Source organism: Streptomyces sp. NPDC033136 (genome assembly GCF_055578235.1).
Genome location: NZ_JBVIPD010000009.1, coordinates 255,681 through 275,700 on the forward strand (window position 1 = coordinate 255,681; position 20,020 = coordinate 275,700).

Annotated in this window: 19 protein-coding genes, 2 pseudogenes and 1 riboswitch; of the genes and pseudogenes, 7 read left to right on the forward strand and 14 right to left on the reverse strand. The window is 70.0% G+C overall.

Annotated elements, in window-relative coordinates; translation table 11 throughout:
• Positions 1 to 19: 19 nt before the first annotated feature.
• The 7 genes from ACZ5TL_RS19605 to ACZ5TL_RS19635 form a co-directional block, all read right to left on the reverse strand.
• The gene (locus tag ACZ5TL_RS19605; RefSeq protein ID WP_468591184.1) at positions 20 to 1,117 is read right to left on the reverse strand and encodes an ABC transporter ATP-binding protein; all 1,098 of its coding nucleotides are present in this window, start codon (positions 1,115 to 1,117) and stop codon (positions 20 to 22) included.
• Positions 1,114 to 2,112 carry an ABC transporter permease gene (locus tag ACZ5TL_RS19610; protein WP_468591239.1) on the reverse strand — a complete coding sequence of 333 codons (999 nt, stop codon included), beginning with the start codon at positions 2,110 to 2,112 and terminating at the stop codon, positions 1,114 to 1,116. The genes ACZ5TL_RS19605 and ACZ5TL_RS19610 overlap by 4 nt, the downstream gene beginning before the upstream one ends.
• Before the next feature lie 113 nt (positions 2,113 to 2,225).
• Positions 2,226 to 4,004 (reverse strand): ABC transporter substrate-binding protein, encoded by a 1,779-nt coding sequence (locus ACZ5TL_RS19615; RefSeq protein WP_468591185.1) that lies wholly within the window; start codon positions 4,002 to 4,004, stop codon positions 2,226 to 2,228.
• A 70-nt stretch (positions 4,005 to 4,074) separates the two neighbouring features.
• Positions 4,075 to 5,082 (reverse strand): ABC transporter permease, encoded by a 1,008-nt coding sequence (locus ACZ5TL_RS19620; RefSeq protein WP_468591187.1) that lies wholly within the window; start codon positions 5,080 to 5,082, stop codon positions 4,075 to 4,077.
• A gap of 337 nt (positions 5,083 to 5,419) precedes the next feature.
• A complete protein-coding gene (locus ACZ5TL_RS19625) occupies positions 5,420 to 6,178 on the reverse strand; it encodes an enhanced serine sensitivity protein SseB C-terminal domain-containing protein (protein ID WP_468591240.1) in 759 nt (252 codons plus the stop codon).
• 184 nt (positions 6,179 to 6,362) lie between these two features.
• Positions 6,363 to 7,151 carry an enhanced serine sensitivity protein SseB gene (locus ACZ5TL_RS19630; protein ID WP_468591189.1) on the reverse strand — a complete coding sequence of 263 codons (789 nt, stop codon included), beginning with the start codon at positions 7,149 to 7,151 and terminating at the stop codon, positions 6,363 to 6,365.
• 304 nt (positions 7,152 to 7,455) lie between these two features.
• Positions 7,456 to 8,124: an AAA family ATPase gene (locus tag ACZ5TL_RS19635; RefSeq protein WP_468591190.1), complete on the reverse strand. Its 669-nt coding sequence runs from the start codon at positions 8,122 to 8,124 to the stop codon at positions 7,456 to 7,458.
• 223 nt (positions 8,125 to 8,347) lie between these two features.
• Positions 8,348 to 8,447: riboswitch (glycine riboswitch) on the forward strand.
• A gap of 199 nt (positions 8,448 to 8,646) precedes the next feature.
• On the opposite strand from ACZ5TL_RS19635, the gene gcvT reads away from it, so the two are divergent.
• The 6 genes and pseudogenes from gcvT to ACZ5TL_RS19665 form a co-directional block, all read left to right on the forward strand.
• Entirely contained in the window at positions 8,647 to 9,768 is a 1,122-nt protein-coding gene (gene gcvT / locus ACZ5TL_RS19640) for a glycine cleavage system aminomethyltransferase GcvT (protein WP_468591191.1), read from the forward strand.
• 101 nt (positions 9,769 to 9,869) lie between these two features.
• The gene (gene gcvH, locus ACZ5TL_RS19645; RefSeq protein WP_468591193.1) at positions 9,870 to 10,247 is read left to right on the forward strand and encodes a glycine cleavage system protein GcvH; all 378 of its coding nucleotides are present in this window, start codon (positions 9,870 to 9,872) and stop codon (positions 10,245 to 10,247) included.
• A 14-nt stretch (positions 10,248 to 10,261) separates the two neighbouring features.
• Positions 10,262 to 11,524: a serine hydroxymethyltransferase gene (gene glyA / locus ACZ5TL_RS19650; protein WP_468591195.1), complete on the forward strand. Its 1,263-nt coding sequence runs from the start codon at positions 10,262 to 10,264 to the stop codon at positions 11,522 to 11,524.
• Positions 11,525 to 11,607: 83 nt separating this feature from the next.
• The gene (locus ACZ5TL_RS19655) at positions 11,608 to 12,990 is read left to right on the forward strand and encodes an L-serine ammonia-lyase (RefSeq protein ID WP_468591196.1); all 1,383 of its coding nucleotides are present in this window, start codon (positions 11,608 to 11,610) and stop codon (positions 12,988 to 12,990) included.
• On the forward strand, positions 12,984 to 13,160 hold the full coding sequence (locus ACZ5TL_RS19660; RefSeq protein WP_468591198.1) for a hypothetical protein: 177 nt from the start codon (positions 12,984 to 12,986) through the stop codon (positions 13,158 to 13,160). Before ACZ5TL_RS19655 ends, ACZ5TL_RS19660 begins: the two co-directional genes overlap by 7 nt.
• Positions 13,161 to 13,244: 84 nt before the next feature.
• A pseudogene (locus ACZ5TL_RS19665) lies at positions 13,245 to 13,403 on the forward strand (GH25 family lysozyme); the annotation flags it as partial.
• Here ACZ5TL_RS19665 and ACZ5TL_RS19670 read toward each other — a convergent pair.
• From ACZ5TL_RS19670 to ACZ5TL_RS19680, 3 genes and pseudogenes are all read right to left on the reverse strand, one after another.
• Positions 13,403 to 13,517 (reverse strand): annotated as a pseudogene (locus tag ACZ5TL_RS19670) (NADP oxidoreductase); the annotation flags it as partial. The pseudogenes ACZ5TL_RS19665 and ACZ5TL_RS19670 sit on opposite strands and share 1 nt — an antisense overlap.
• 177 nt (positions 13,518 to 13,694) lie before the next feature.
• Positions 13,695 to 13,907, reverse strand: coding sequence for an EF-hand domain-containing protein (locus ACZ5TL_RS19675; protein WP_189727755.1), 213 nt, complete (start codon positions 13,905 to 13,907; stop codon positions 13,695 to 13,697).
• A 48-nt stretch (positions 13,908 to 13,955) separates the two neighbouring features.
• A complete protein-coding gene (locus tag ACZ5TL_RS19680; RefSeq protein ID WP_468591199.1) occupies positions 13,956 to 14,870 on the reverse strand; it encodes a helix-turn-helix domain-containing protein in 915 nt (304 codons plus the stop codon).
• Between the two features lie 48 nt (positions 14,871 to 14,918).
• Here ACZ5TL_RS19680 and ACZ5TL_RS19685 point away from each other — a divergent pair, with 48 nt between their 5' ends.
• A complete protein-coding gene (locus tag ACZ5TL_RS19685) occupies positions 14,919 to 15,602 on the forward strand; it encodes a GNAT family N-acetyltransferase (protein WP_468591200.1) in 684 nt (227 codons plus the stop codon).
• Between the two features lie 3 nt (positions 15,603 to 15,605).
• On the opposite strand, the gene ACZ5TL_RS19690 is transcribed toward ACZ5TL_RS19685, so the two are convergent.
• From ACZ5TL_RS19690 to ACZ5TL_RS19705, 4 genes are all read right to left on the reverse strand, one after another.
• Positions 15,606 to 16,784, reverse strand: coding sequence for a YncE family protein (locus ACZ5TL_RS19690; RefSeq protein ID WP_468591201.1), 1,179 nt, complete (start codon positions 16,782 to 16,784; stop codon positions 15,606 to 15,608).
• Between the two features lie 76 nt (positions 16,785 to 16,860).
• On the reverse strand, positions 16,861 to 17,364 hold the full coding sequence (locus ACZ5TL_RS19695; protein WP_468591203.1) for an ATP-binding protein: 504 nt from the start codon (positions 17,362 to 17,364) through the stop codon (positions 16,861 to 16,863).
• A gap of 273 nt (positions 17,365 to 17,637) precedes the next feature.
• Positions 17,638 to 18,405, reverse strand: a complete 768-nt coding sequence (locus ACZ5TL_RS19700) for an enoyl-CoA hydratase/isomerase family protein (protein ID WP_468591204.1) — start codon at positions 18,403 to 18,405, stop codon at positions 17,638 to 17,640.
• 227 nt (positions 18,406 to 18,632) lie between these two features.
• The gene (locus tag ACZ5TL_RS19705; protein ID WP_468591205.1) at positions 18,633 to 19,865 is read right to left on the reverse strand and encodes a L,D-transpeptidase; all 1,233 of its coding nucleotides are present in this window, start codon (positions 19,863 to 19,865) and stop codon (positions 18,633 to 18,635) included.
• Between the last annotated feature and the right edge of the window lie 155 nt (positions 19,866 to 20,020).

The window sequence follows — 20,020 nt, forward strand, 5'->3', positions numbered from 1 at the left end:
GTGTCCTTGGAGTTCTCGCTCACAGTTTCGGCGCAATCTCTTCGGTCCAGATACGCTCCCGCTGCTCCGTGGTCATGTGGCAGGCGGCCCAGTGCCGGCTGCCGACCTCGGCCAGCTCGGGGCGGACCGTGCGGGTGACGTTGTCCTTCGGCACGTCGGCGTACGGGCAACGTGGGTTGAAGGCGCAGCCGGACGGGACGTTGATCAGGGAAGGCGGGGAGCCCTTGACCGGGATGAGGCGCTCCTGCTGCTCACGGTCCAGGCGCGGCATCGAGCCGAGCAGGCCCCAGGTGTAGGGGTGGCGGGGCTCGTAGAAGACGTCCTCGGCCGGGCCGCGCTCGACGCAGCGGCCGCCGTACATCACCAGGATGTCGTCGGCGAGCTCGGCGACGACACCGAGGTCGTGGGTGATGACGATGACCGCGGAGCCGAACTCCTTCTGCAGGTCGCGGATGAGGTCGAGGATCTGCGCCTGGACGGTCACGTCGAGGGCGGTCGTGGGTTCGTCCGCGATGAGCAGTTCGGGGTTGTTGACCAGCGACATCGCGATCATCGCGCGCTGACGCATGCCGCCGGAGAACTCGTGCGGATAGCTGTCGACGCGCTTGTCCGGCTGCGGGATGCCCACCCGGTCGAGCATCTCGATCGCGCGGCGGCGGGCGGTCTTCCTGTCGACGTCGTGGTGGATGCGGTACGCCTCCACGATCTGGGCACCGATCGTGTAGTACGGGTGCAGCGCGGACAGCGGGTCCTGGAAGATCATCGCCATCTCGCGGCCGCGCAGCCTGCGCACGTGGTCCGGGTCGGCGGACAGCAGTTCGGTGCCGTCCATCCAGATCTCGCCGGAGATCCGGGCCTTGCGCTTGCCGTACTGGCCCGCTGTGTGCAGGCCCATGATGCCGAGCGAGGTCACCGACTTCCCGGAGCCCGACTCGCCCACGATGCCGAGGGTCTTGCCCTTCTCCAGCTGGAAGCTGAGCCCGTCGACGGACTTGACCAGGCCGTCGTCGGTCGGGAAGTGCACCTTCAGGTCGCGCACTTCCAGGAAGGCGGTCGGCGCCGACGAGGTGGCCGTGGGCTCGCCCACGGCCGCTTGGGACTTGCTGAGTTCGGTCATGAGAGCCTCACTCGGGGGTCGATCACGGCGTACAGGATGTCCACCACGAGGTTGGCGATGAGCACCGCGAGGGAAGTGATCAGGGTGACACCCAGGATGAAGGGCAGGTCCTGGTTCTTGATCGCTTCCAGCACCTTCTGGCCGAGGCCGGGCAGACTGAACGTCGTCTCGGTCAGGATCGCGCCGCCCATGAGGGCACCGATGTCCATGCCGAGCATGGTGAGAATCGGCGTCATCGTGGAGCGCATGGCGTGCTTGCGGATGACGATCTGTTCCTTCAGGCCCTTGGCCCGGGCGGTGCGGATGTAGTCCTCGCCGAGGATCTCCAGCATGGTGGCGCGGGTGATCCGCGCGTACATCGCCGCGTACAGGAACGCCAGGGTGACCCACGGCAAAATCATGCCGCCGAGCCAGCCGCCGAGGCTTTCCTCCAGGGGCACGTACTGCCCGTCGATCCAGTTCAGTCCGTAGGAGAAGATCGCCAGGCTGAGCAGACCGGTGAAGTAGATGGGGAGGGAGACGCCCGACAGCGCGACGACCATCGCGCTGCGGTCCCACAGGCTGCCGCGCTTGAGCGCGGAGACGACACCCGCGGTGAGACCCAGGACCAGCCACAGCACGGCGGCACCGAGCGCGAGCCCCAGGGTCACCGGGAAGCGGTCGGTCAGCACCGGCCAGACGGCCTGTTCGCTGCGGAAGGAGTAGCCGAAGCACGGCGCGGAGCAGTTGGTGACGTCGCCGCCGGCCGCGTAGGTGCGGCCCACGAAGATGCCCTTGAAGAACTCCCAGACCTGGACGTAGACCGGCTCGGCCAGGCCCAGCTTCTCCCGTACCGCCTCGACGGCGGCCGGGTCGGCCTGCTTGCCCACGAAGCTCGTGGCCAGGTCGACGCCCGCCCACTTGGGGACGAGGAAGAAGATGCTGAAGACCACCAGGATGATGACCACCAGCATCACAGCGGCGGCGAACAGCCGCCTGATGAGATAAGCGAGCACAGCTCTCGGCCCGGCGTCGGACCGGGCCACCGGAGGTCCTCCGGTGGCCCGTGGTCACGCCGCCCCGGCCTTCACCTGCCTTTCGTGCCGTGTGGCGGGTGTGCCGACCGGGATTACTTCACGCCCATGTTCACGAAGTCGTACTGACCGTTGTACGCGTCGCTCGTGTAGACGTTGGCGAGCCGGTCCGAGCGCCAGTTGATGTACTTCTCGAAGGTGAAGGGCAGGTAGTAGGCGCCCTCCATGACCTTGTGGTTGATCTCCGTGGAGATCTCGGTCTTCTTCGTGTCGTCGAGTTCCTTGACGTAGTCGTCGAAGAGCCCGTCGATCGCCTTGTCCTTGATGAGGGCGAAGTTGTTGTTGCCGCTCTCCAGGATGTACTTGCTGCTCCACAGCGGCAGACCGAAGCCCTGGACCGTGGCGAAGTCCGGGCCCCAGCCCATGATGATGATGCCGTAGCCCTTCTTCTTCACGTTCGAGGGGCTGCCGATGATGCCGGAGGTCTGCGAGCCGTCGTACTGGTCGATCTCGGCGTCGATGCCGACCTTCTTCAGCGAGGCCTGGAGGGACTCGGCGGTGGCCACCTCGACCTGCTTGTTGTTGCGGACGGCGATCCTGGTCTTGAAGCCGTTGGGCTGGCCGCAGGCCTTCAGCTCTTCCTTGGCCTTGGCGATGTTGCCGCTCTTGTTGGCACCGGCGATCTCGTACGGGTCGTACTTCTGGCCCTCGGAGCCCGGAACGGACGGCGGCAGCATGTTGGTACCGATGTCACCACCGGCGACGGGGCCACCGCGCGCGTTCTGCAGCGAGACGTGGTCGGCGCCGTAGATCACGGCCTTGCGGCAGTGGATGTTGTCGAACGGCTTCACGCTCTGCGGGAAGACCGCGTAACGGATGTAGCCGGTGAGCGGGTTGTCCAGGTTGGCCTTGTGCTGCTTCAGGGCGGTGGTACGGCCCTGCGGCGACAGACCGGTCTGGTTGAGGTCCAGGTCGTAGTCGCCGTTGATCAGGCGCTGGTCCATGTCGTTGGCGTTGGTGAAGAACCGGACGCTGATCTTGTCCGGGTACGCCTTGCGGATCGGGTCCGAGGACGCCTTCCACTCGGTGTTGCGCACCAGCACGAGGGACTTGCCCGGGGAGTACGACTGGAACTTGTACGGGCCGGAGGAGAACGGGCTCAGGGAGTACTTGGACTTGGTGTCCTTGTCCTGCCGGACCGGGGACGCCGACGGCATCGCGATCATCTCGGTGAAGTCGCTGTTCGCCTCGGGCAGCTTGAAGACGATCGTCTTGTCGTCCGGCGTCTCGATCGCCTTCAGGCCCAGCTTGTCCGCGGACTTGTCCTTGTACGGGCCCGGGTACTCGCCCTTCGGGTCGAGGAGGTCCTTCAGGTAGACCGGACCGCCGGACAGCACGTCCTGCGCCCACTGGCGCTCGATGCCGTACTTGACGTCCTTGGAGGTGATCGGCTTGCCGTCCTCCCAGGTGACGCCGTCCCGCAGGGTGAACGTGTAGGTCTTGCCGTCGTCCGAGACCTTGCCCATGTCCGTGGCGAGGTCCGGCGTCAGCTCGGCACCCTTCTCGCCCGGCTCGGTCTTGAAGCTCAGCAGCTGACGGCTGTAGTTGCGCATGAAGTTCCAGGCGAAGCCGTAGTAGCCACGCGTGGTGTCCCACGAGTCGGCGTCCTGGGCGGCGGCGAACTTCAGTTCGCCGCCCTTCTTGGTGGAGGCGTTGGCCACCTTGTTGTTGCCCGCGTTGAAGCCGGCCGCGCCGTTGCCGTCGCCGTTGTCGTCGTTGCCGCCGCCGCACGCCGCCGTGGTCAGCAGCGCGGCGACCACGGCGGCAGCGGCCACGGCCTGCTTGCGCCGCCCTGAGGTGCGTTGGGTAGTCACGATCTCGGATCCTCCGGAATAGATGAGAGACCCCGTGTCGGGTGCCACGGGTCGCTGTGGGTACGGCAAATCAGCGCGAGCCCTTCGGATCCAGCGCGTCACGCACGCCGTCGCCGAAGAGGTTGAAGGCCAGCACGGTGATGAAGATCGCCACGCCCGGGATCACCATGTACATGGGATCCGAGTCGTAGTAGTCGATCGCACTCGAAAGCATCTGCCCCCAGGAGGCAGTGGGGGGCTTGACGCCCACGCCCAGGAAGCTGAGTGCCGCCTCGGTGAGGATGTTGGTGGGGATCATCATCGTCGTGTAGACGATGATGGGCGCGACGAGGTTGGGCAGCAGTTCCTTGAACAGGATGTAGAACCGCCCGGCACCCAGGGACCGGGCCGCCTCGACGTACTCCCGCTCGCGCAGGGACAGCGTCTGGCCGCGCACCACGCGTCCGATGTAGGGCCAGCCGAAGAAGCCGATGACCAGGATCATCACGAACAGGCGTACGCCCGTTCCGGACAGTCCCAGCATCTCGTTCGGCATGACCGAGACCAGCGCGATGATGAACAGCAGTTGCGGGAAGGCCAGCAGACCGTCCATCACACGGCTGACGACAGCGTCGACCCAGCCGCCGAAGAAGCCGGCCAGAACACCCAGGATGGTGCCGAGCACCACGGCGACCAGTGCGGACAGGAAGCCGACGAGGAGTGAGATCCGGGCGCCGTAGACGATGCGCGCGAAGATGTCGCGGCCGTTGACCGGCTCGACACCCAGCAGGTGCTCACCGCTGATGCCGCCCAAGGACCCGATAGGGGTGCCGAACAGAGGGTCGATCAGGTCCTCGTGGTGTGCCTCGGGATCCTGGCCCACCAGGTTCGTGATGACCGGCGCGAGCAGCGCGACCACGACGAGCGCGAGCACCACGACGCCACCCAGCAAGGCGAGTTTGTCCCGCTTCAGGCGCTCCCAGGCGATCCGACCGAGAGAACGGCCCTGTACGGCCTTCGCGTCGGCGCTGGCTACCGCCGCTTCCTCGGCCGCGCTCGGGGCCGCTTCCGCGGTCGGCTCGTGCAATGGTGCCGTCATCTGGCAGGGACCCCTCTCAACCGGTGGTGACCGGCCCGCACTTGCCGCTGTGGCGGCGTCATCAGTCCGTCGTACACAGGGCGAACACCCCTGGTGCGGGAGTCTTCAACGCTTTGGCGTTTTGCTGCCAGACTTGGCGGTGAATGGATGCGTAAACGTGATGCTGTCTGCCGGGTTCCGTTATCCGGACAGCGGGTAACGCGGGTCGGACGCACTGCAATCGGTGCACTTCAGGGCAGACTTGAGCTTTTCACCCTGATCTACGCGCGAAGAGCTGAGGGCTTGTCGCGTTCGCGGGTGGGGAAGGGGCCCCACGAGCCGGCCCGCGGGGGTGGGTTCAGTACCTGCCCTGGACCGGCGGGTAGCCGTAGCCCGAGGCCGGTGCCTGGACGGGGGCCGTGGCGTGGGCCTCGCGGTCGTAGAAGGGGCGGGCGCTCGCCCGCAGCCACATGGAGACCGGGTCGTGCTCGTCGGACATGGCGACCGTCGACACGGGAAGTCCGTCCGGTACGGCGCCGAGGGACTGCTGCATCATCGCGCGCACGGAGTCCACGGCCGGCGGCGAGGTGTCGTACACATCCAGTCCGATGGCCAGGTACGGCGCACCGAGCGCGGGCTGCACCCAGGCGCGGCGCAGCGAGCGGACGGCCGGGGTGCGATGGGCGTTCTGCGCGAGCAGGGCGTAGAACTGCGGGACCTCGATGGCCGGTTCGGACAGCCGCAGCGGCCCCGCGGGCTGGCGGTCCAGGCCCGTGGCGATCCGGCGCAGGTCCAGCCAGGGGATGCCGACACCACCGCCGGGGGCGTGCGGATTGAGCCAGAGGCCGTAGTGGTCGGGGTAGAGGGCACGGGCGACGTCGACCCCGTCGACCACCTCGTAACTGCGGTTCCAGCCGCTGGCGGAGAGCTCCTGGGCGGAGGTCACGCAAGGGGCGTAGCCGTGGCCGTCGACGTCCATGTTCCCGTACTGGGCGTCGGGGGAGCCGGCCTGACCGTGCCACAGGAGCATCCAGATCTGGCCGGTGTGCGGGGTCGCGAGCGCGCGCAGGAGTGCCTCGTAGGCGTCGTAGCGCCCGGGCGTGACCTGGCGCAGCATGTGCTCGACCTGTCCGGCCGCGGCAGTGCCAGCGCTCACTTTGCTATCGCCCCTTCGTACAACACCCTGTTGTCAGCTGTGCACCTAGCTTAAGCCCGCCTCGGAGCTCGAGGCCGGTGCCGGTGTGCGGTGCGGGTCGTGTGTGGCCGGTCGCGCGGTCTTCCGCGCGACCGGGCGGCCGGGCCTACCGCTGGTAGAAGGGCCGGACCTGGTTGCGCATCCACTCGCCCACCGGGTCCTCCGCCACGTCCAGGAGGACGAGGTTGACCGGCCAGGGGGCCGGTGCCCGGGTGACGGCCCGGGTGAGGGCTTCCAGGGGCAGGGCCCGCAGGTCGCCTTCCCACTGGGAGAGTTCGACGCCCACGAACATCACGGGGTCGGCGGTCTCGATCGCCGCGAGGCAGCGGCGGGCGGTGACGACGACGCCGGTCGCCTCGAACTCGGCGGAGGCAGCGGCGAGGAAGTCCACCGGGTCGTCCTGCCAGTCGGGTTCGAAGAGGCGGACGCGACCGCCGCTCGCGGAGCCGTCCAGCGGGGTCCGGCCGGCCCGGCACAGCTCGGCCACGGCGGGCGGCGGCAGCGGGATGCCCACGACGCCGCCCGGGTTCACGGCTATCCCCGCGTGCGGGGGCAGGCCGCGGGCGAACTCCACGGCGGGGGCGATGGTGTACGACATGTGCGAGCCGACGACCTGGCGGAACTGCTCCTCGGAGCTGAACACCGGTACGTACGCCTGGCCCTCGATCTCGATGCCGGGCAGGTCGAGGGGGCCGCTCCGGGGACCGCCGCCGCTGGGCAGCGGGATCCACACGACGCTCCGCCCGAGCACCTCGACGATCCGCCCGCCGGCCGCCGGTCCGGCACCGAGGGAGGCCGAGAGCACCTCCTCGAGCTCGTTGCCGGGCCAGCCGCCGTGCGGGTGTGTCTGCGTCTGCGCCGGAAAGTCCGCGGAGAAGTCCGCTGGGAAGTCCATCTGCCTACCGCCTGCCTGAAACCACTGCTGTGGCCCAAAAGGCTAGCGGCTCGGGGGTCCGGCGTGGTGGGCGCGGGGGCGGGACCCCCGCGCCCAGGCACCCAACCCGCCAGAACGGTGCCCGGCCCGGGCGCCCAGCCCACGGAACCGCCACCCGGAATCGGCGACCAGCCCACGGAAACGGCACCCTGGCAGGGCGCCCAGCCCGCGAGGACGTTGCCCGGCGGGCGCCCAGCCCACGGAACCGCCACCCGGACCCAGGCACCCAGCCCACACGGACGGCACCCGGCCCAGGCGGGGGCGGTCAGCCCGGGAAGGCGATCCGGCGCAGGGTGTTCGCCGCGTCGCGGTCGGCCAGGACGGCCGAGGCGCAGCCGGTGGGGAGTTCGCCCTGTTCCACGGAGCGGATGAGGCGGGTGGTGGCCGCGCGGTGGCGCAGGAACGCGTAGCGGGAGACGCCCCGGCCCCGGTCGCGCTGGCCGGCCAGGGCCTGTTCGGGGGTGACGTCGAGGAGGAGCAGGTGCAGGGTGCCGCCGCGGCGCCGGGCCTCACGGGCCAGCCAGCGGCGGACCCAGGCCTGGGCGCCGCAGTCGTGCACGACGATCCCTTCGCCGGAGCGCAGGGCGCGGCGCAGCCCGGCGTAGTGGGCGAGACGGACGAGCGGCCGGTAGACGGCGTACGGCAGGAAGCGCGGCATGCGGTGCTCCCAGCGGTCGCGGGTGTCCTGGGAGTCGATGCGCGGTCCCGGCACGGTGCGCCGCATCAGCGTGGACTTGCCGCTGCCGGGCAGGCCCGTGACCACGACGAGGTCGCGGGGGCCGAACAGCAGCGCGTGCGGGCCGCGGCCGGCGCGGTCGCGCAGATCGCGGACGACCGGCGCCGGGACCGGGCCGCGAACCGCCAAGGCGGTAGCGGCCGGCTGCTCGGGCAGCGCGACGCCCGTGGTCGTGGCGTAGGCCGTGGTCCTGTTCACCGTTGATCGTCCTCCCCTGGGGCCAGGTACGAAGTCCCATCCCCGCCGAGCGTAAAGAGACGGTAATGCCGCAGGCCTCTCTTTTCCGTTCTCGTCCTGCAACAGGGCTGCTACAGGTAACTGTGTCCGGCGCGCGGGACTCGTGCACTCCCTGTGAAAGGTCCCCCTGCCGCGCCGGAAGGATGCGTGCAATGATGTGCGCGCCAACTGCATACCGGCCGTTTGAATCCGCGCGGGAGAGTTCCCAGCACCGCTGACGCTGGGGCGCCGAAGGAGCAAGTCCCTCCCTTGAATCTCTCAGGCCCCGTTACCGCGCGGACGAGGCACATCTGAAAAGCGGGCCGCCCCCTGTCGTCGAGACGACGGGCGTGGCTCCACCCAAGGTGCAAGCCATGGCCCCGCGCGGTCATGGCGAACCTCTCAGGTTCCGATGACAGATGGGGAGGAACGCCCTCGCCCTCCCCCACGCTCGGCTTCGCCCGCGCGGGAGGGACACCCATTTGCCCTGGGAGACGACCGACCGTGAGCAGTACAGGAGAACTCCGTCACACCGCGCTCGATGCCGTGCATCGTTCGCTCGGTGCGACGATGACCGACTTCGCCGGCTGGGACATGCCCCTGCGCTACGGCTCCGAGCGCGACGAGCACACCGCCGTGCGCACGAGGGCCGGGCTCTTCGACCTCTCCCACATGGGCGAGATCACCGTCACCGGTCCGCAGGCCGCCGCCCTGCTCGACTTCGCGCTCGTCGGAAACATCGGCGGCGTCAAGCCCGGCCGCGCCCGCTACACCATGATCTGCCGGGCCGACGGCGGCATCCTCGACGACCTGATCGTCTACCGGCTGGGCGAGACGGAGTTCATGGTCGTCGCCAACGCCTCCAACGCCCAGGTGGTGTTGGACGCGCTGACCGAGCGCGCCGCCGGTTTCGACGCCGAGGTGCGCGACGACCGGGACGCCTACGCGCTGATCGCCGTACAGGGCCCCGAGTCGCCGGGGATCCTGAAGTCCCTCACCGACGCCGACCTCGACGGCCTGAAGTACTACGCCGGTCTCCCCGGCACCGTCGCCGGCGTCCCGGCCCTGATCGCCCGGACCGGCTACACCGGCGAGGACGGCTTCGAGCTGTTCGTGAAGCCGGAGCACGCGGTCGAGCTGTGGCAGGCGCTGACCGAGGCGGGCGAGGGCGCCGGCCTGGTCCCGTGCGGGCTGTCCTGCCGCGACACGCTGCGCCTGGAGGCGGGCATGCCGTTGTACGGGCACGAGCTGAGCACCTCCCTGACGCCCTTCGACGCCGGGCTCGGCCGGGTGGTGAAGTTCGAGAAGGAGGGCGACTTCGTGGGGCGCGAGGCCCTGCGCGAAGCCGCCGCCCGGGCCGAGCAGAACCCGCCGCGCGTCCTGGTCGGGCTCGTCGCCGAGGGCCGCCGGGTGCCGCGCGCCGGGTACGCGGTCGTCGCCGGCGGCGCGGTGATCGGCGAGGTCACCTCCGGTGCCCCCTCCCCCACCCTCGGCAAGCCGATCGCCATGGCCTACGTCGACGCCGTGCACGCCGCCGCCGGAACGCCCGGCGTGGGCGTGGACATCCGGGGCAGTCACGAGCCGTACGAGGTCGTGGCGCTGCCGTTCTACAAGCGGCGGAAGTAGACACTGGCCGGGGGCCGCGCAAGCGCCCTCGTCGTCCTGCGTCCCAGCTCACCAGCAGTCCCCGTCAACAGCATTCCCGTGCGTACAGGAGAATTCAGGCCATGAGCAACCCCCAGCAGCTGCGCTACAGCAAGGAGCACGAGTGGCTGTCGACCGCCGAGGACGGCGTCTCGACGGTCGGCATCACGGAGCACGCGGCCAACGCGCTCGGTGACGTCGTGTTCGTCCAGCTCCCCGAGGTCGGTGACACGGTGTCCGCGGGCGAGACCTGCGGCGAGCTGGAGTCGACCAAGTCGGTGTCCGACCTGTACTCGCCGGTCTCCGGTGAGGTCACCGAGGTCAACGAGGACGTCGTGAACGACCCGTCGCTGGTGAACTCGGCCCCCTTCGAGGGCGGCTGGCTGTTCAAGGTGCGCGTCACGGACGAGCCGGGCGACCTGCTCTCCGCCGACGAGTACACCGCCTTCTCCGCCGGCTGAGGAGTCGTAGCCGTATGTCCGTCCTGAACACCCCCCTGCACGAACTCGACCCGGCCGTCGCCGCCGCGGTCGACGCCGAGCTGCGCCGCCAGCAGTCCACGCTCGAGATGATCGCCTCGGAGAACTTCGCTCCAGTCGCGGTCATGGAGGCGCAGGGCTCGGTCCTCACCAACAAGTACGCCGAGGGCTACCCGGGCCGCCGCTACTACGGCGGCTGCGAGCACGTCGACGTGGTCGAGCAGATCGCGATCGACCGCATCAGGGAACTGTTCGGCGCCGAGCACGCCAACGTCCAGCCGCACTCGGGCGCCCAGGCCAACGCGGCCGCGATGTTCGCGCTGCTCAAGCCGGGCGACACCATCATGGGTCTGAACCTCGCGCACGGCGGGCACCTGACCCACGGCATGAAGATCAACTTTTCCGGCAAGCTGTACGACGTCGTCGCCTACCACGTCGGCGACGACGGCCGGGTCGACATGGCCGAGGTCGAGCGGCTGGCGAAGGAGTCCAGGCCCAAACTGATCGTCGCGGGCTGGTCGGCCTACCCGCGGCAGCTGGACTTCGCCGCGTTCCGCCGGATCGCGGACGAGGTCGGCGCGTACCTGATGGTCGACATGGCGCACTTCGCCGGGCTCGTCGCGGCGGGGCTGCACCCGAACCCGGTGCCGCACGCGCACGTGGTGACCACGACCACGCACAAGACGCTGGGCGGCCCGCGCGGCGGTGTGATCCTCTCCACGGCCGAACTGGCCAAGAAGATCAACTCCGCTGTCTTCCCCGGTCAGCAGGGCGGCCCGCTGGAGCACGTGATCGCGGCCAAGGCGGTCGCCTTCAAGGTCGCGGCCTCGGAGGACTTCAAGGAGCGCCAGCGCCGTACGCTGGAGGGCGCCCGCATCCTGGCCGAGCGTCTGGTGAAGGACGACGTCCGGGCCGTGGGCGTGGACGTCCTGTCCGGCGGCACGGACGTGCACCTGGTCCTGGTCGACCTGCGCCACTCGGAGCTGGACGGCCGGCAGGCCGAGGACCGCCTCCACGAGATGGGCATCACGGTCAACCGCAACGCGATCCCGAACGACCCCCGTCCGCCGATGGTGACGTCCGGGCTCCGGATCGGCACGCCGGCCCTGGCCACCCGGGGGTTCCAGGCCGAGGACTTCGCGGAGGTCGCGGACGTCATCGCCGAGGCGCTGAAGTCGTCCTACGACGCCGAGGCGCTCAAGGCCCGGGTGAAGTCCCTGGCCGACAAGCACCCGCTGTACGCGGGTCTGAACGCGTAACGAAGAAACCCTCCAGGGCGCCCCGCCCCGCGTGGGCGGGGCGCCCTGCCTCCTTGCACCACCCCCGTAGTCAGGAGTTCCCCGTGGCCATCTCGGTCTTCGACCTGTTCTCGATCGGCATCGGCCCGTCCAGCTCGCACACCGTCGGCCCGATGCGGGCTGCGGGGCTGTTCGCCCGGCGGCTGCGCAACGAGGAGCTGCTGGAGCCGACCGCGAAGGTCCGCGCGGAGCTCTACGGCTCGCTCGGCGCGACCGGGCACGGCCACGGCACGCCCAAGGCGGTGCTGCTCGGCCTGGAGGGCGACTCGCCGCGCACGGTGGACGTGGAGACGGCCGACGAGCGGGTGGAGTCGATCAGGTCCGACGGCCGGCTGAGGCTGCTGGGCGAGCACGAGATCGCGTTCTCCCTCGACGACGACATGGTCCTGCACCGCCGCAAGACCCTGCCGTACCACGCGAACGGCATGACCCTGTGGGCGTACGACGCCGCGGGCGCGGAACTGCTGACCAAGACCTACTACTCGGTCGGCGGCGGCTTCGTCGTCGACGAGGACGCGGTCGGCGCCGACCGCATCACGCTCGACGACACCGTGCTGAAGTACCCCTTCCGCACGGGTGACGAGCTGCTGCGCATGGCCCGGGAGACCGGCCTGTCCATCTCGGCCCTGATGCTGGAGAACGAGCGGGCCTGGCGCACCGAGGAGGAGATCCGCGAGGGCCTGCTGGAGATCTGGCGGGTCATGGAGGCGTGCGTGGCGCGCGGCATGTCCCGCGAGGGCATCCTGCCGGGCGGCCTGAAGGTGCGCCGCCGCGCCGCCAACACCGCGCGCAAGCTCCGCTCGGAGGGCGAGCCGCTGGCCCTCGCCATGGAGTGGATCACCCTCTACGCGATGGCGGTCAACGAGGAGAACGCGGCCGGGGGCCGGGTCGTCACCGCCCCCACCAACGGCGCGGCCGGCATCATCCCGGCGGTCCTGCACTACTACGTCAACTTCGCGGCGGGCTCCGCCTCCGAGGAAGAGAAGGAAGAGGGCGTGGTCCGCTTCCTGCTCGCCGCGGGCGCGATCGGCATGCTCTTCAAGGAGAACGCCTCCATCTCCGGCGCCGAGGTCGGCTGCCAGGGCGAGGTCGGCTCCGCCTGCTCCATGGCCGCGGGCGCCCTCGCCGAGGTCCTCGGCGGCTCTCCCGAACAGGTCGAGAACGCCGCCGAGATCGGCATGGAGCACAACCTCGGCCTCACCTGCGACCCGGTCGGCGGCCTGGTCCAGATCCCCTGCATCGAACGCAACGGCATGGCCGCGGTCAAGGCCGTCACCGCCGCCCGCATGGCGTTGCGCGGCGACGGCTCCCACAAGGTGTCCCTGGACAAGGTCATCAAGACGATGAAGGACACGGGCGCCGACATGTCGGTGAAGTACAAGGAGACCGCGCGGGGCGGGCTGGCCGTCAACATCATCGAGTGCTGACCCTCTCCCGGCCGACCGCCTGGAGCGAGGCCACGGCCGCCGATCTGGGCGCGCGGTTCGTGGACCGCCCGGACGAGTCCTCGGACACCTTCCCGGTCAAGCTGCGGCGCCGGCTCGACGGGATCAGCGCACCGATGACCGGCGCCCCTCCCAGGATTGACCGAAGTTGAGTTTTCCACGTCGGTCCGCGGCGGGCCGTGCCAATCTTGGGGGCATCAGCTCCCTTCCCCACCAGCACTTCAGGGAGACCCCCCATGCTGCGCGGCATCGATGTGAGCGCGTACCAGTCCTCCTCGTGCTCCACCGACGGCCTCTCCTTCGTCTTCGTCAAGGCGACCGAGGGGCGTTCCTACGTCAACCCCAGGCTGGCCGCCCAGACGAAGCGGGCGCGGGACGCCGGGCTGGTCCGGGGGCGCCTCCGCCAGGGCCGTGAGCGTGTGCGGCCCCGGGGAGTCGGCGACGGACACGTCGTGACCGAGGAGGGTGAGCCGCCGGGTGAGATCTCCGCCGATGCCGCCCGCTCCGATGTGCCGACCTCATGTCCTCGCCGCGCCCTTCCGTGCATCGGGTGGCGCCTGGTCATGTCTGCGTGACCAGGGGCGACCCGCGGCGCGGGCGGCCCGTTCCTGGTGCCGGGCACGGCGAGGGGCCCGGTCCGTGGACCGGGCCCCTTCGCTGCGGTGCGGACGCCCCCCTGCTTCTCGTTACTTGTTCAGGTAGGCCCAGAACTCGTCGAAGCTCAGCTGCTTGTCACCGTCCAGGTCGCGGGTCTTGATGACGACCTCGGCGACCGACTCGGTGACGTTCCAGTCACCCGATCGGGCCAGGGCGGTCTTGAACTCGGCAGCGGTGATGAATCCGTCACCGTCCGTATCGATCCGCTCGAACTGCTTGCGTGCTTCCTCGATGTCCGCCACCGGTCCGCCCCTCATCTCGTGCTGTACGTCGTACTGACGCAGGTCAGATTAACCGGCGGCGCGCACCTCCAGCGCGGCGACCACCCACGAGAACTCCTCGCGGTACGCCCCCTCGGGGCCGGTGCCCTTCACGAGGGCGAGCAACTCGCGGTAACGGGCCACCCGGTCGGTGGCGTGCGACCGCAGCCGTTCCAGCACGGCGGCGGGATCGGCGTCGCCCAGCAGGTCGCGCAGCACCCGGTCCGCGTCCGGCGACTCCGGGGCGATACCGCGCTCGCGGGCCTCGGCGCCCAGTCGGACCAGCCGCCGGGAGAACCACAGGGACGCCCCGGCGGGTGTGTCATGACCGCGGTCGGCCGCGTTGAACTCGGCGACCTTGCGCATCTCGGCCCGGAAGTCCGGGTCCTGGAGCATCTCGGCCAACTCCAGCCAGGCGTCCACCTGCTCGGGCGTGGGCTCCTCGGGCAGGTCGGCGGCGGTGTCGCGCATCCGCTCACGGATGACCGGGTCCGCCGTGTCCAGTCCGTGGAAGACCTCGTCGACGAACTCCTCCAGGATGCGCCGCCGCTCGGCCGCCGACAGTCGTGCCAGTCTGTTCATGAGGGTCATCTCCTCCGCGTCGGAACCCCGCTTCGCGACCGTCGACAGCACCGCCCGGGTCACCTTCAGCGACCGGATCTGCGCGTCCAGCGCGACCACGTGCGAGGCGGCGACCTGCGCGACCGCCGTCTCCCCGGCCAGGACCCGGCGGACGTCCGCAAGGCCGAGGCCGAGTTCGCGCAGGGTCCGGATCAGTTCCAGCCGCGCCACGGACGCCGCGTCGTACAGCCGGTACCCACCCGCGGACCGGGCCACCGGGGGCAGCGCGCCCTCGTCGGACCAGTACCGGATGGTGCGCACGGTCAGCCCGGTGGCCCGGGCCAGTGCGCCGATGGTGAGCAGTCCGGTGCCGTCGTCTGTCATGTCTGGGAGTCTGTGCCTTCCAGTGGGTGGAGACTCAAGGAGGTCTCGGTGGCGGCGACTTTGCGGGACATTCTCGACGCGGCGGCGCGGGGCGTCTTCCCGCCGGCCGACGGTGGGACGACGATCGTGAGCCAGCCCTCCGCCCGGGACGCCGGGGTCATCGCCTTCACGGCTCACTCGGTCGTCTTCACGGACGAGGATCCGGACTGGACGCGCCGGACGCTGGCCGGGACCGACTGCGACCGGCTCGCGGCCACGATGAACGCCCGCTTCCTGACGGCACTGATGGACCGGGCGGGCCGCGCGTCCGACACGATCGACGTGCTGCTGACCGGTGCGCCGCTGCCCGGGGAGCCTCCGCTCGCGTTGACGGAGATCCACGATCCCGGCCATCCCCGCGTTCTCTCCGCCCTCCGGCGACGTGACGACGTGCGGGTCTGGACGGCGGAGGGCGGGGTGCTCGTCCTCGGCCGCGGAGTGGCCGGGCGGTGGGAGGTCTCGGTCGAGGTCCCCGAGGAGGCTCGGCACCGGGGGCTGGGGCGGCGGCTGGTGGCGGCGGCGCGGCATCTGGCCCTGGGCGCGCCGGTGTGGGCGCAGGTGGCACCCGGGAACGCCCGTAGCCTGCGGGCGTTCCAGGCGGCCGGCTACCGGCCCGTGGGCTCGGAGGTGCTGCTCTTGGGGTCCTCACCCGGACAGGGGCGCGTCAACTGCCGCCCCGGGAACGGCGGATGACCGTCACCGGAAGATGCCCGTGTGGCCGAGCGAGTAGCGGCCGGGCTGCGGGTAGACCGCGAGGCCGTGCGGGCCGCTGCCGACCGGGATACGGGCGAGCTGGGTGCCGGTGCGGGTGTCGATGGCGTACACCTCGGCGTCGTAGCGGCCGGACAGCCACAGCACCTTGCCGTCGGCGGAGACGCCGCCCATGTCGGGGCTGCCGCCGTCGGGCAGCTCCCACTTCTTGGTCAGCTTGTCCTGGGTGAAGTCGAAGACGGAGATCGTGCCCTCGCCGCGGTTGGACACGTACATCTCGCGGGAGTCGCGGCTGACGTAGAGGCCGTGGCAGCCCTTGCCGGTGGGCATCAGGGTGGGCTCGGTGAACGTGTCGCCGTCCAGGACCCACATGCCGTGGGCCATCATGTCGGCGATGTAGAACTTCCTGCCGTCGGGCGAGATCTTCACGTCCTGCGGCATGGCGCCCTCGAACGGCAGCCGCTGCTGGCCGACGACCTCCATCTTCTCGGTGTCGACCTTGAGCAGCTCGCCGCTGAACTCGCAGGAGACGATGAAGTAGCGTCCGTCGAGGGAGAAGTCGGCGTGGTTCACGCCGTAGCAGGAGACCGGGACCGTCTTCTTGATCTTCATGGTGTGCGGGTCGCGGAAGACCAGCTCGCGGTCGAGGGAGGCCATGACGACGGCGTACCTGCCGTTGGGCGTGAAGTAGAGGTTGTAGGGGTCGTGGACCTCGACCTCCTTGCCGGCCTTGCCGGTCCTGGGGTCGATCGGGGTGAGGGTGTGGCCGCGGTTGTTGTTGACCCAGAGCGTCTTCAGGTCCCAGGAGGGCACGACGTGCTGGGGCTGCCGGCCCACGGGGATCGTCTCGATGATCTCGTACGTCTTCGGGTCGATGACGGAGACCGTGTCGGACTCGGTGTTGGGGACGTAGACGCGGGACGGGAAGTCCTTGACCACGGGCGACAGGTTGCCGGGGCGGTCGGCCGCGTACACGTCCTCGGGGTCGAGGACGGGCGGCATGCCGGGCAGGCCCTCGACGGGCTTCTTCTCGGGCGGGGCGGGCACGGCGGCCTCGGTGCCGCGGGCCTCGGCGGTCCGCTCCCCGCTCGGGGTGCCGCAGGCGGTGAGGACGGCGAGGGCGGCCCCCGCGACGAGGGCGCTCTTGACGAGATGGCGGTGCATCGCACCATTCAAGGGGTGTTTCTGACGAAATCCCGGGATTCGGCCGTCCGGCGGCCGGGTGAGGCAGCGCGCACGCTCAGCGGTCGGCCACCCGCATCTCGAACCAGGTGGTCTTGCCCCGGGGCAGCAGATCGACGCCCCAGCGGTCGGCCAGCTTGTCGACGAGGAACAGGCCCCGGCCGCTGATGTCCAGTTCCTGGACCGGCATCAGGCAGGGCAGCCCCCGGGAGGGGTCGCGGACCTCGACGCGGATCCAGCCGCGGCGCCGGTGCAGGCGGAGGCCGAAGACGCGGGCGCCGGTGTGGCGTACGGCGTTGCCGACCAGTTCGGAGACGAGCAGGACGGCGTCCTCCGTCATCTTGGGGGTGAGTCCCCAGTGGCGCAGGACCACGACCTGGGTGAGGCGCCGGGCGATGGCCGCGGACTCGGGACGGGACGGCAGGGAGACCTCTGCCTCCGTCGGGTTGCCGTATAACTCGAGCGCCTTGAGGGCGTGTTCGTCCTCGACGGTCGGCGACCAGCGCGCCGCGGCCGCATGAGCGTGCCCCCGCGGCTGTTCCATACCCTCCAGCCCCGCCATGCCCCCCATCATGGCCGCCCGGGGCGTCCGACGGGGCCGTTCCCGGGTAATACGACCCGGGGAACGTACCCTGAACCGGCCGCCGTCCGTCATATGCCAGGGGTACTTCGGCGTTGTCAGCGCCCCCTCCGACCTGCTGGAACGGCACATTCCGGGGAATCGACGGATCCACTCGCTCCGACGCGCTTAAGGTTGCCTTAAGGCTGCCGTAAACCGCCCCATCGGGGGACGCGGGTCGGACGCCGCGTCAATCGAAAGCCCCTGAAGGGTGGTTCACAGGAACTTCGCCTTGCCCGGTCCCTCCTCCACGAAGCTGCGCATCCCGCGCTCGCGGTCCTCGGTGGCGAACAGGCCTGCGAACCAGTTCCGCTCGATCGCGAGGCCCGTGTCGATGTCCGTCTCCAGGCCCGTGTCGATCGACTCCTTGGCGGCGCGCAGCGCGAGGGCCGGGCCCTGCGCCAGCTTCGCGGCCCAGGCGTGCGCCTGCGCGTACACCTCGTCGGCGGGCACGACCCGGTCGACCAGGCCGATCTCCTTCGCCTCGCCGGCCTTGACCATCCGGCCGGTGAAGATGAGGTCCTTGGCCCTGGAAGGGCCGACCAGGCGGGCGAGGCGCTGGGTGCCGCCCGCGCCGGGGATCAGGCCGAGCAGGATCTCCGGCTGGCCGAGCTTGGCGTTCTCGCCGGCGATGCGGTAGTCCGCGCACAGCGCGAGCTCACAGCCGCCGCCCAGCGCGTAACCCGTCACGGCGGCGACGACCGGCTTGGGGATGCGGGCCACCGCCGTGAACGAGTCCTGCAGGGCGCGGGCGCGCAGGATCATGGCGGTGTGGTCCATCGCCTGCATCTCCTTGATGTCCGCGCCGGCCGCGAACACCTTCTCGCCGCCGTAGACCACCACGGCCCGCACGTCGTCGCGGCGCGTGGCCTCCTCGGCGAGTTCCTTCAGCCGGTCCTGGGTGGCGATGTCCAGCGCGTTCATGGGCGGGCGGTCGAGACGGAGCGTGCCGACGCCTTCAGCGACTTCGAGAGAGACGGTCATAGGCAGCAGGTTAACGGGGGCTAACGGGTGTCGTACGGGTGCGGTGGGTCACATCCGGCCGGGGGTCTGGGGGTTGCCCCCAGGCAGGCACAGCACGGGGGCCAACGGGTGTCGTACGGGTGCGGTGGGTCACATCCGGCCGGGGCGGACACGGCACGGAAACCAACGGCAGAGGCCCCGGTGCGGTCTGTCGCACCAGGGCCTCGTCGGAGACGTTCAGATCGGAGCTACTTCTTCCACTTCTCCCACGACATGTTCCAGCCGTTGAGCCCGTTGTCCGGGGCGACGATCCGGTCCTGGGAGTTCTTGACGACCACCACGTCGCCGACCATCGAGTGGTTGAAGAACCACGCGGCCGGCACCTTCTTGTCCCAGCCGCCGCGCACGTCGCGCAGGCCGATGCAGCCGTGGCTGGCGTTGTAGTTGCCGAAGGCGCCGCTCGCCCAGTAGTTGCCGTGCAGGAAGGTGCCGGAGGTGGTCAGGCGGACGGCGTGCGGGACGTCCTTGATGTCGTACTCGCCGCCGTAGCCGACGGTGTCGCCGTTCATCCGGGTCACCGTGAGCATCTCGCTGATGACCATCTGGCCGTTCCAGGTCTCCATGCCGGGCTTGCCGGTGGTGACCGGGATGGTCTTGATGACCTTGCCGTCGCGCATGACCTTCATGGTGAGCTTCTTGGCGTCGACGACCGAGACCTGGTTGCGGCCAATGGTGAACTCGACCTTCTTGTCCTGCTCGCCGTAGACGCCGGGGCGCCCCTCGACGCCGTCGAGGGCGAGGTCGACGGTCACCTTGGTGCCGGGCTTCCAGTACTTCTCGGGGCGGAAGTCGAGCCGGTCATTGCCGAACCAGTGGCCCTCGACGTCCACGGCCGGTTCCGTCGTGACGCGGATGGCCTTCTCGACGTCGTCCGGGTGGGTGATGCCCCGCGAGAAGCGGATGGAGAACGGCATTCCGACCCCGACCTTGGAGCCGTCCTCGGGAGTGAAGGTGCCGATGAAGGTGTTCTTCGGGGTCAGCGTGGTGAAGCCGGCGTCCTCCGCGGCCGTGCGGCCCTCGGAGTCCTCGGCGACCGCATGGACCGTGTACGTGGTGGCGGAGGCCAGGTGGGTCGACGGCGTCCAGGTGGCGCCGTCGCCGGATATCGCACCGGCTATCTTCCTGCCCTTGGTGTCCTTGACCTCGACCTCGGTCAGCTTCCCCTTCGCGGCGGTGACCTTCAGGGCACCGCTGGTCTCGACGGACTTGGCGCCGTCCTTGGGAGTGATGCTGACGACGGCCTCGGACTGCTTGCTCTGCGCGCTGCCCGAGTCCTTGCCCTTGACACTGCCCCCGCCGGCCCCGGGTCCGGTGCCCCCGCCGCCGCACGCCGTGACGGCGAGGAGCAGCGCGCCGAGTATCAGCGCGAACAGTCCGTTACCGCGTCCAACCGACGCCCCCGATATCGGTCGCCCGTTCAAGTGGTTCTCCCCTCCCCGGGCCCTGGTCGGGCCCGCACCCCTGCGCGTGTCCCCCGCGCACCGGCGAATAGTAACCACAGGTCGCACGGCACCGACGGCCCGCGATTGTCACTGTTCGGTCCCAACGGAACGCGGGGTCAATCCACCCCTGTGTC

Coding starts and splice junctions, on each gene's coding strand:
- gcvH (WP_468591193.1), top strand. CDS start 9,870: ATGAGCAACCCCCAGCAGCTGCGCTACAGCAAGGAGCACGAGTGGCTG.
- ACZ5TL_RS19690 (WP_468591201.1), bottom strand. CDS start 16,784: ATGCACCGCCATCTCGTCAAGAGCGCCCTCGTCGCGGGGGCCGCCCTC.
- ACZ5TL_RS19700 (WP_468591204.1), bottom strand. CDS start 18,405: ATGACCGTCTCTCTCGAAGTCGCTGAAGGCGTCGGCACGCTCCGTCTC.
- ACZ5TL_RS19605 (WP_468591184.1), bottom strand. CDS start 1,117: ATGACCGAACTCAGCAAGTCCCAAGCGGCCGTGGGCGAGCCCACGGCC.
- ACZ5TL_RS19680 (WP_468591199.1), bottom strand. CDS start 14,870: ATGACAGACGACGGCACCGGACTGCTCACCATCGGCGCACTGGCCCGG.
- ACZ5TL_RS19620 (WP_468591187.1), bottom strand. CDS start 5,082: ATGACGGCACCATTGCACGAGCCGACCGCGGAAGCGGCCCCGAGCGCG.
- ACZ5TL_RS19630 (WP_468591189.1), bottom strand. CDS start 7,151: ATGGACTTCCCAGCGGACTTCTCCGCGGACTTTCCGGCGCAGACGCAG.
- ACZ5TL_RS19625 (WP_468591240.1), bottom strand. CDS start 6,178: ATGCTGCGCCAGGTCACGCCCGGGCGCTACGACGCCTACGAGGCACTC.
- glyA (WP_468591195.1), top strand. CDS start 10,262: ATGTCCGTCCTGAACACCCCCCTGCACGAACTCGACCCGGCCGTCGCC.
- ACZ5TL_RS19695 (WP_468591203.1), bottom strand. CDS start 17,364: ATGGCGGGGCTGGAGGGTATGGAACAGCCGCGGGGGCACGCTCATGCG.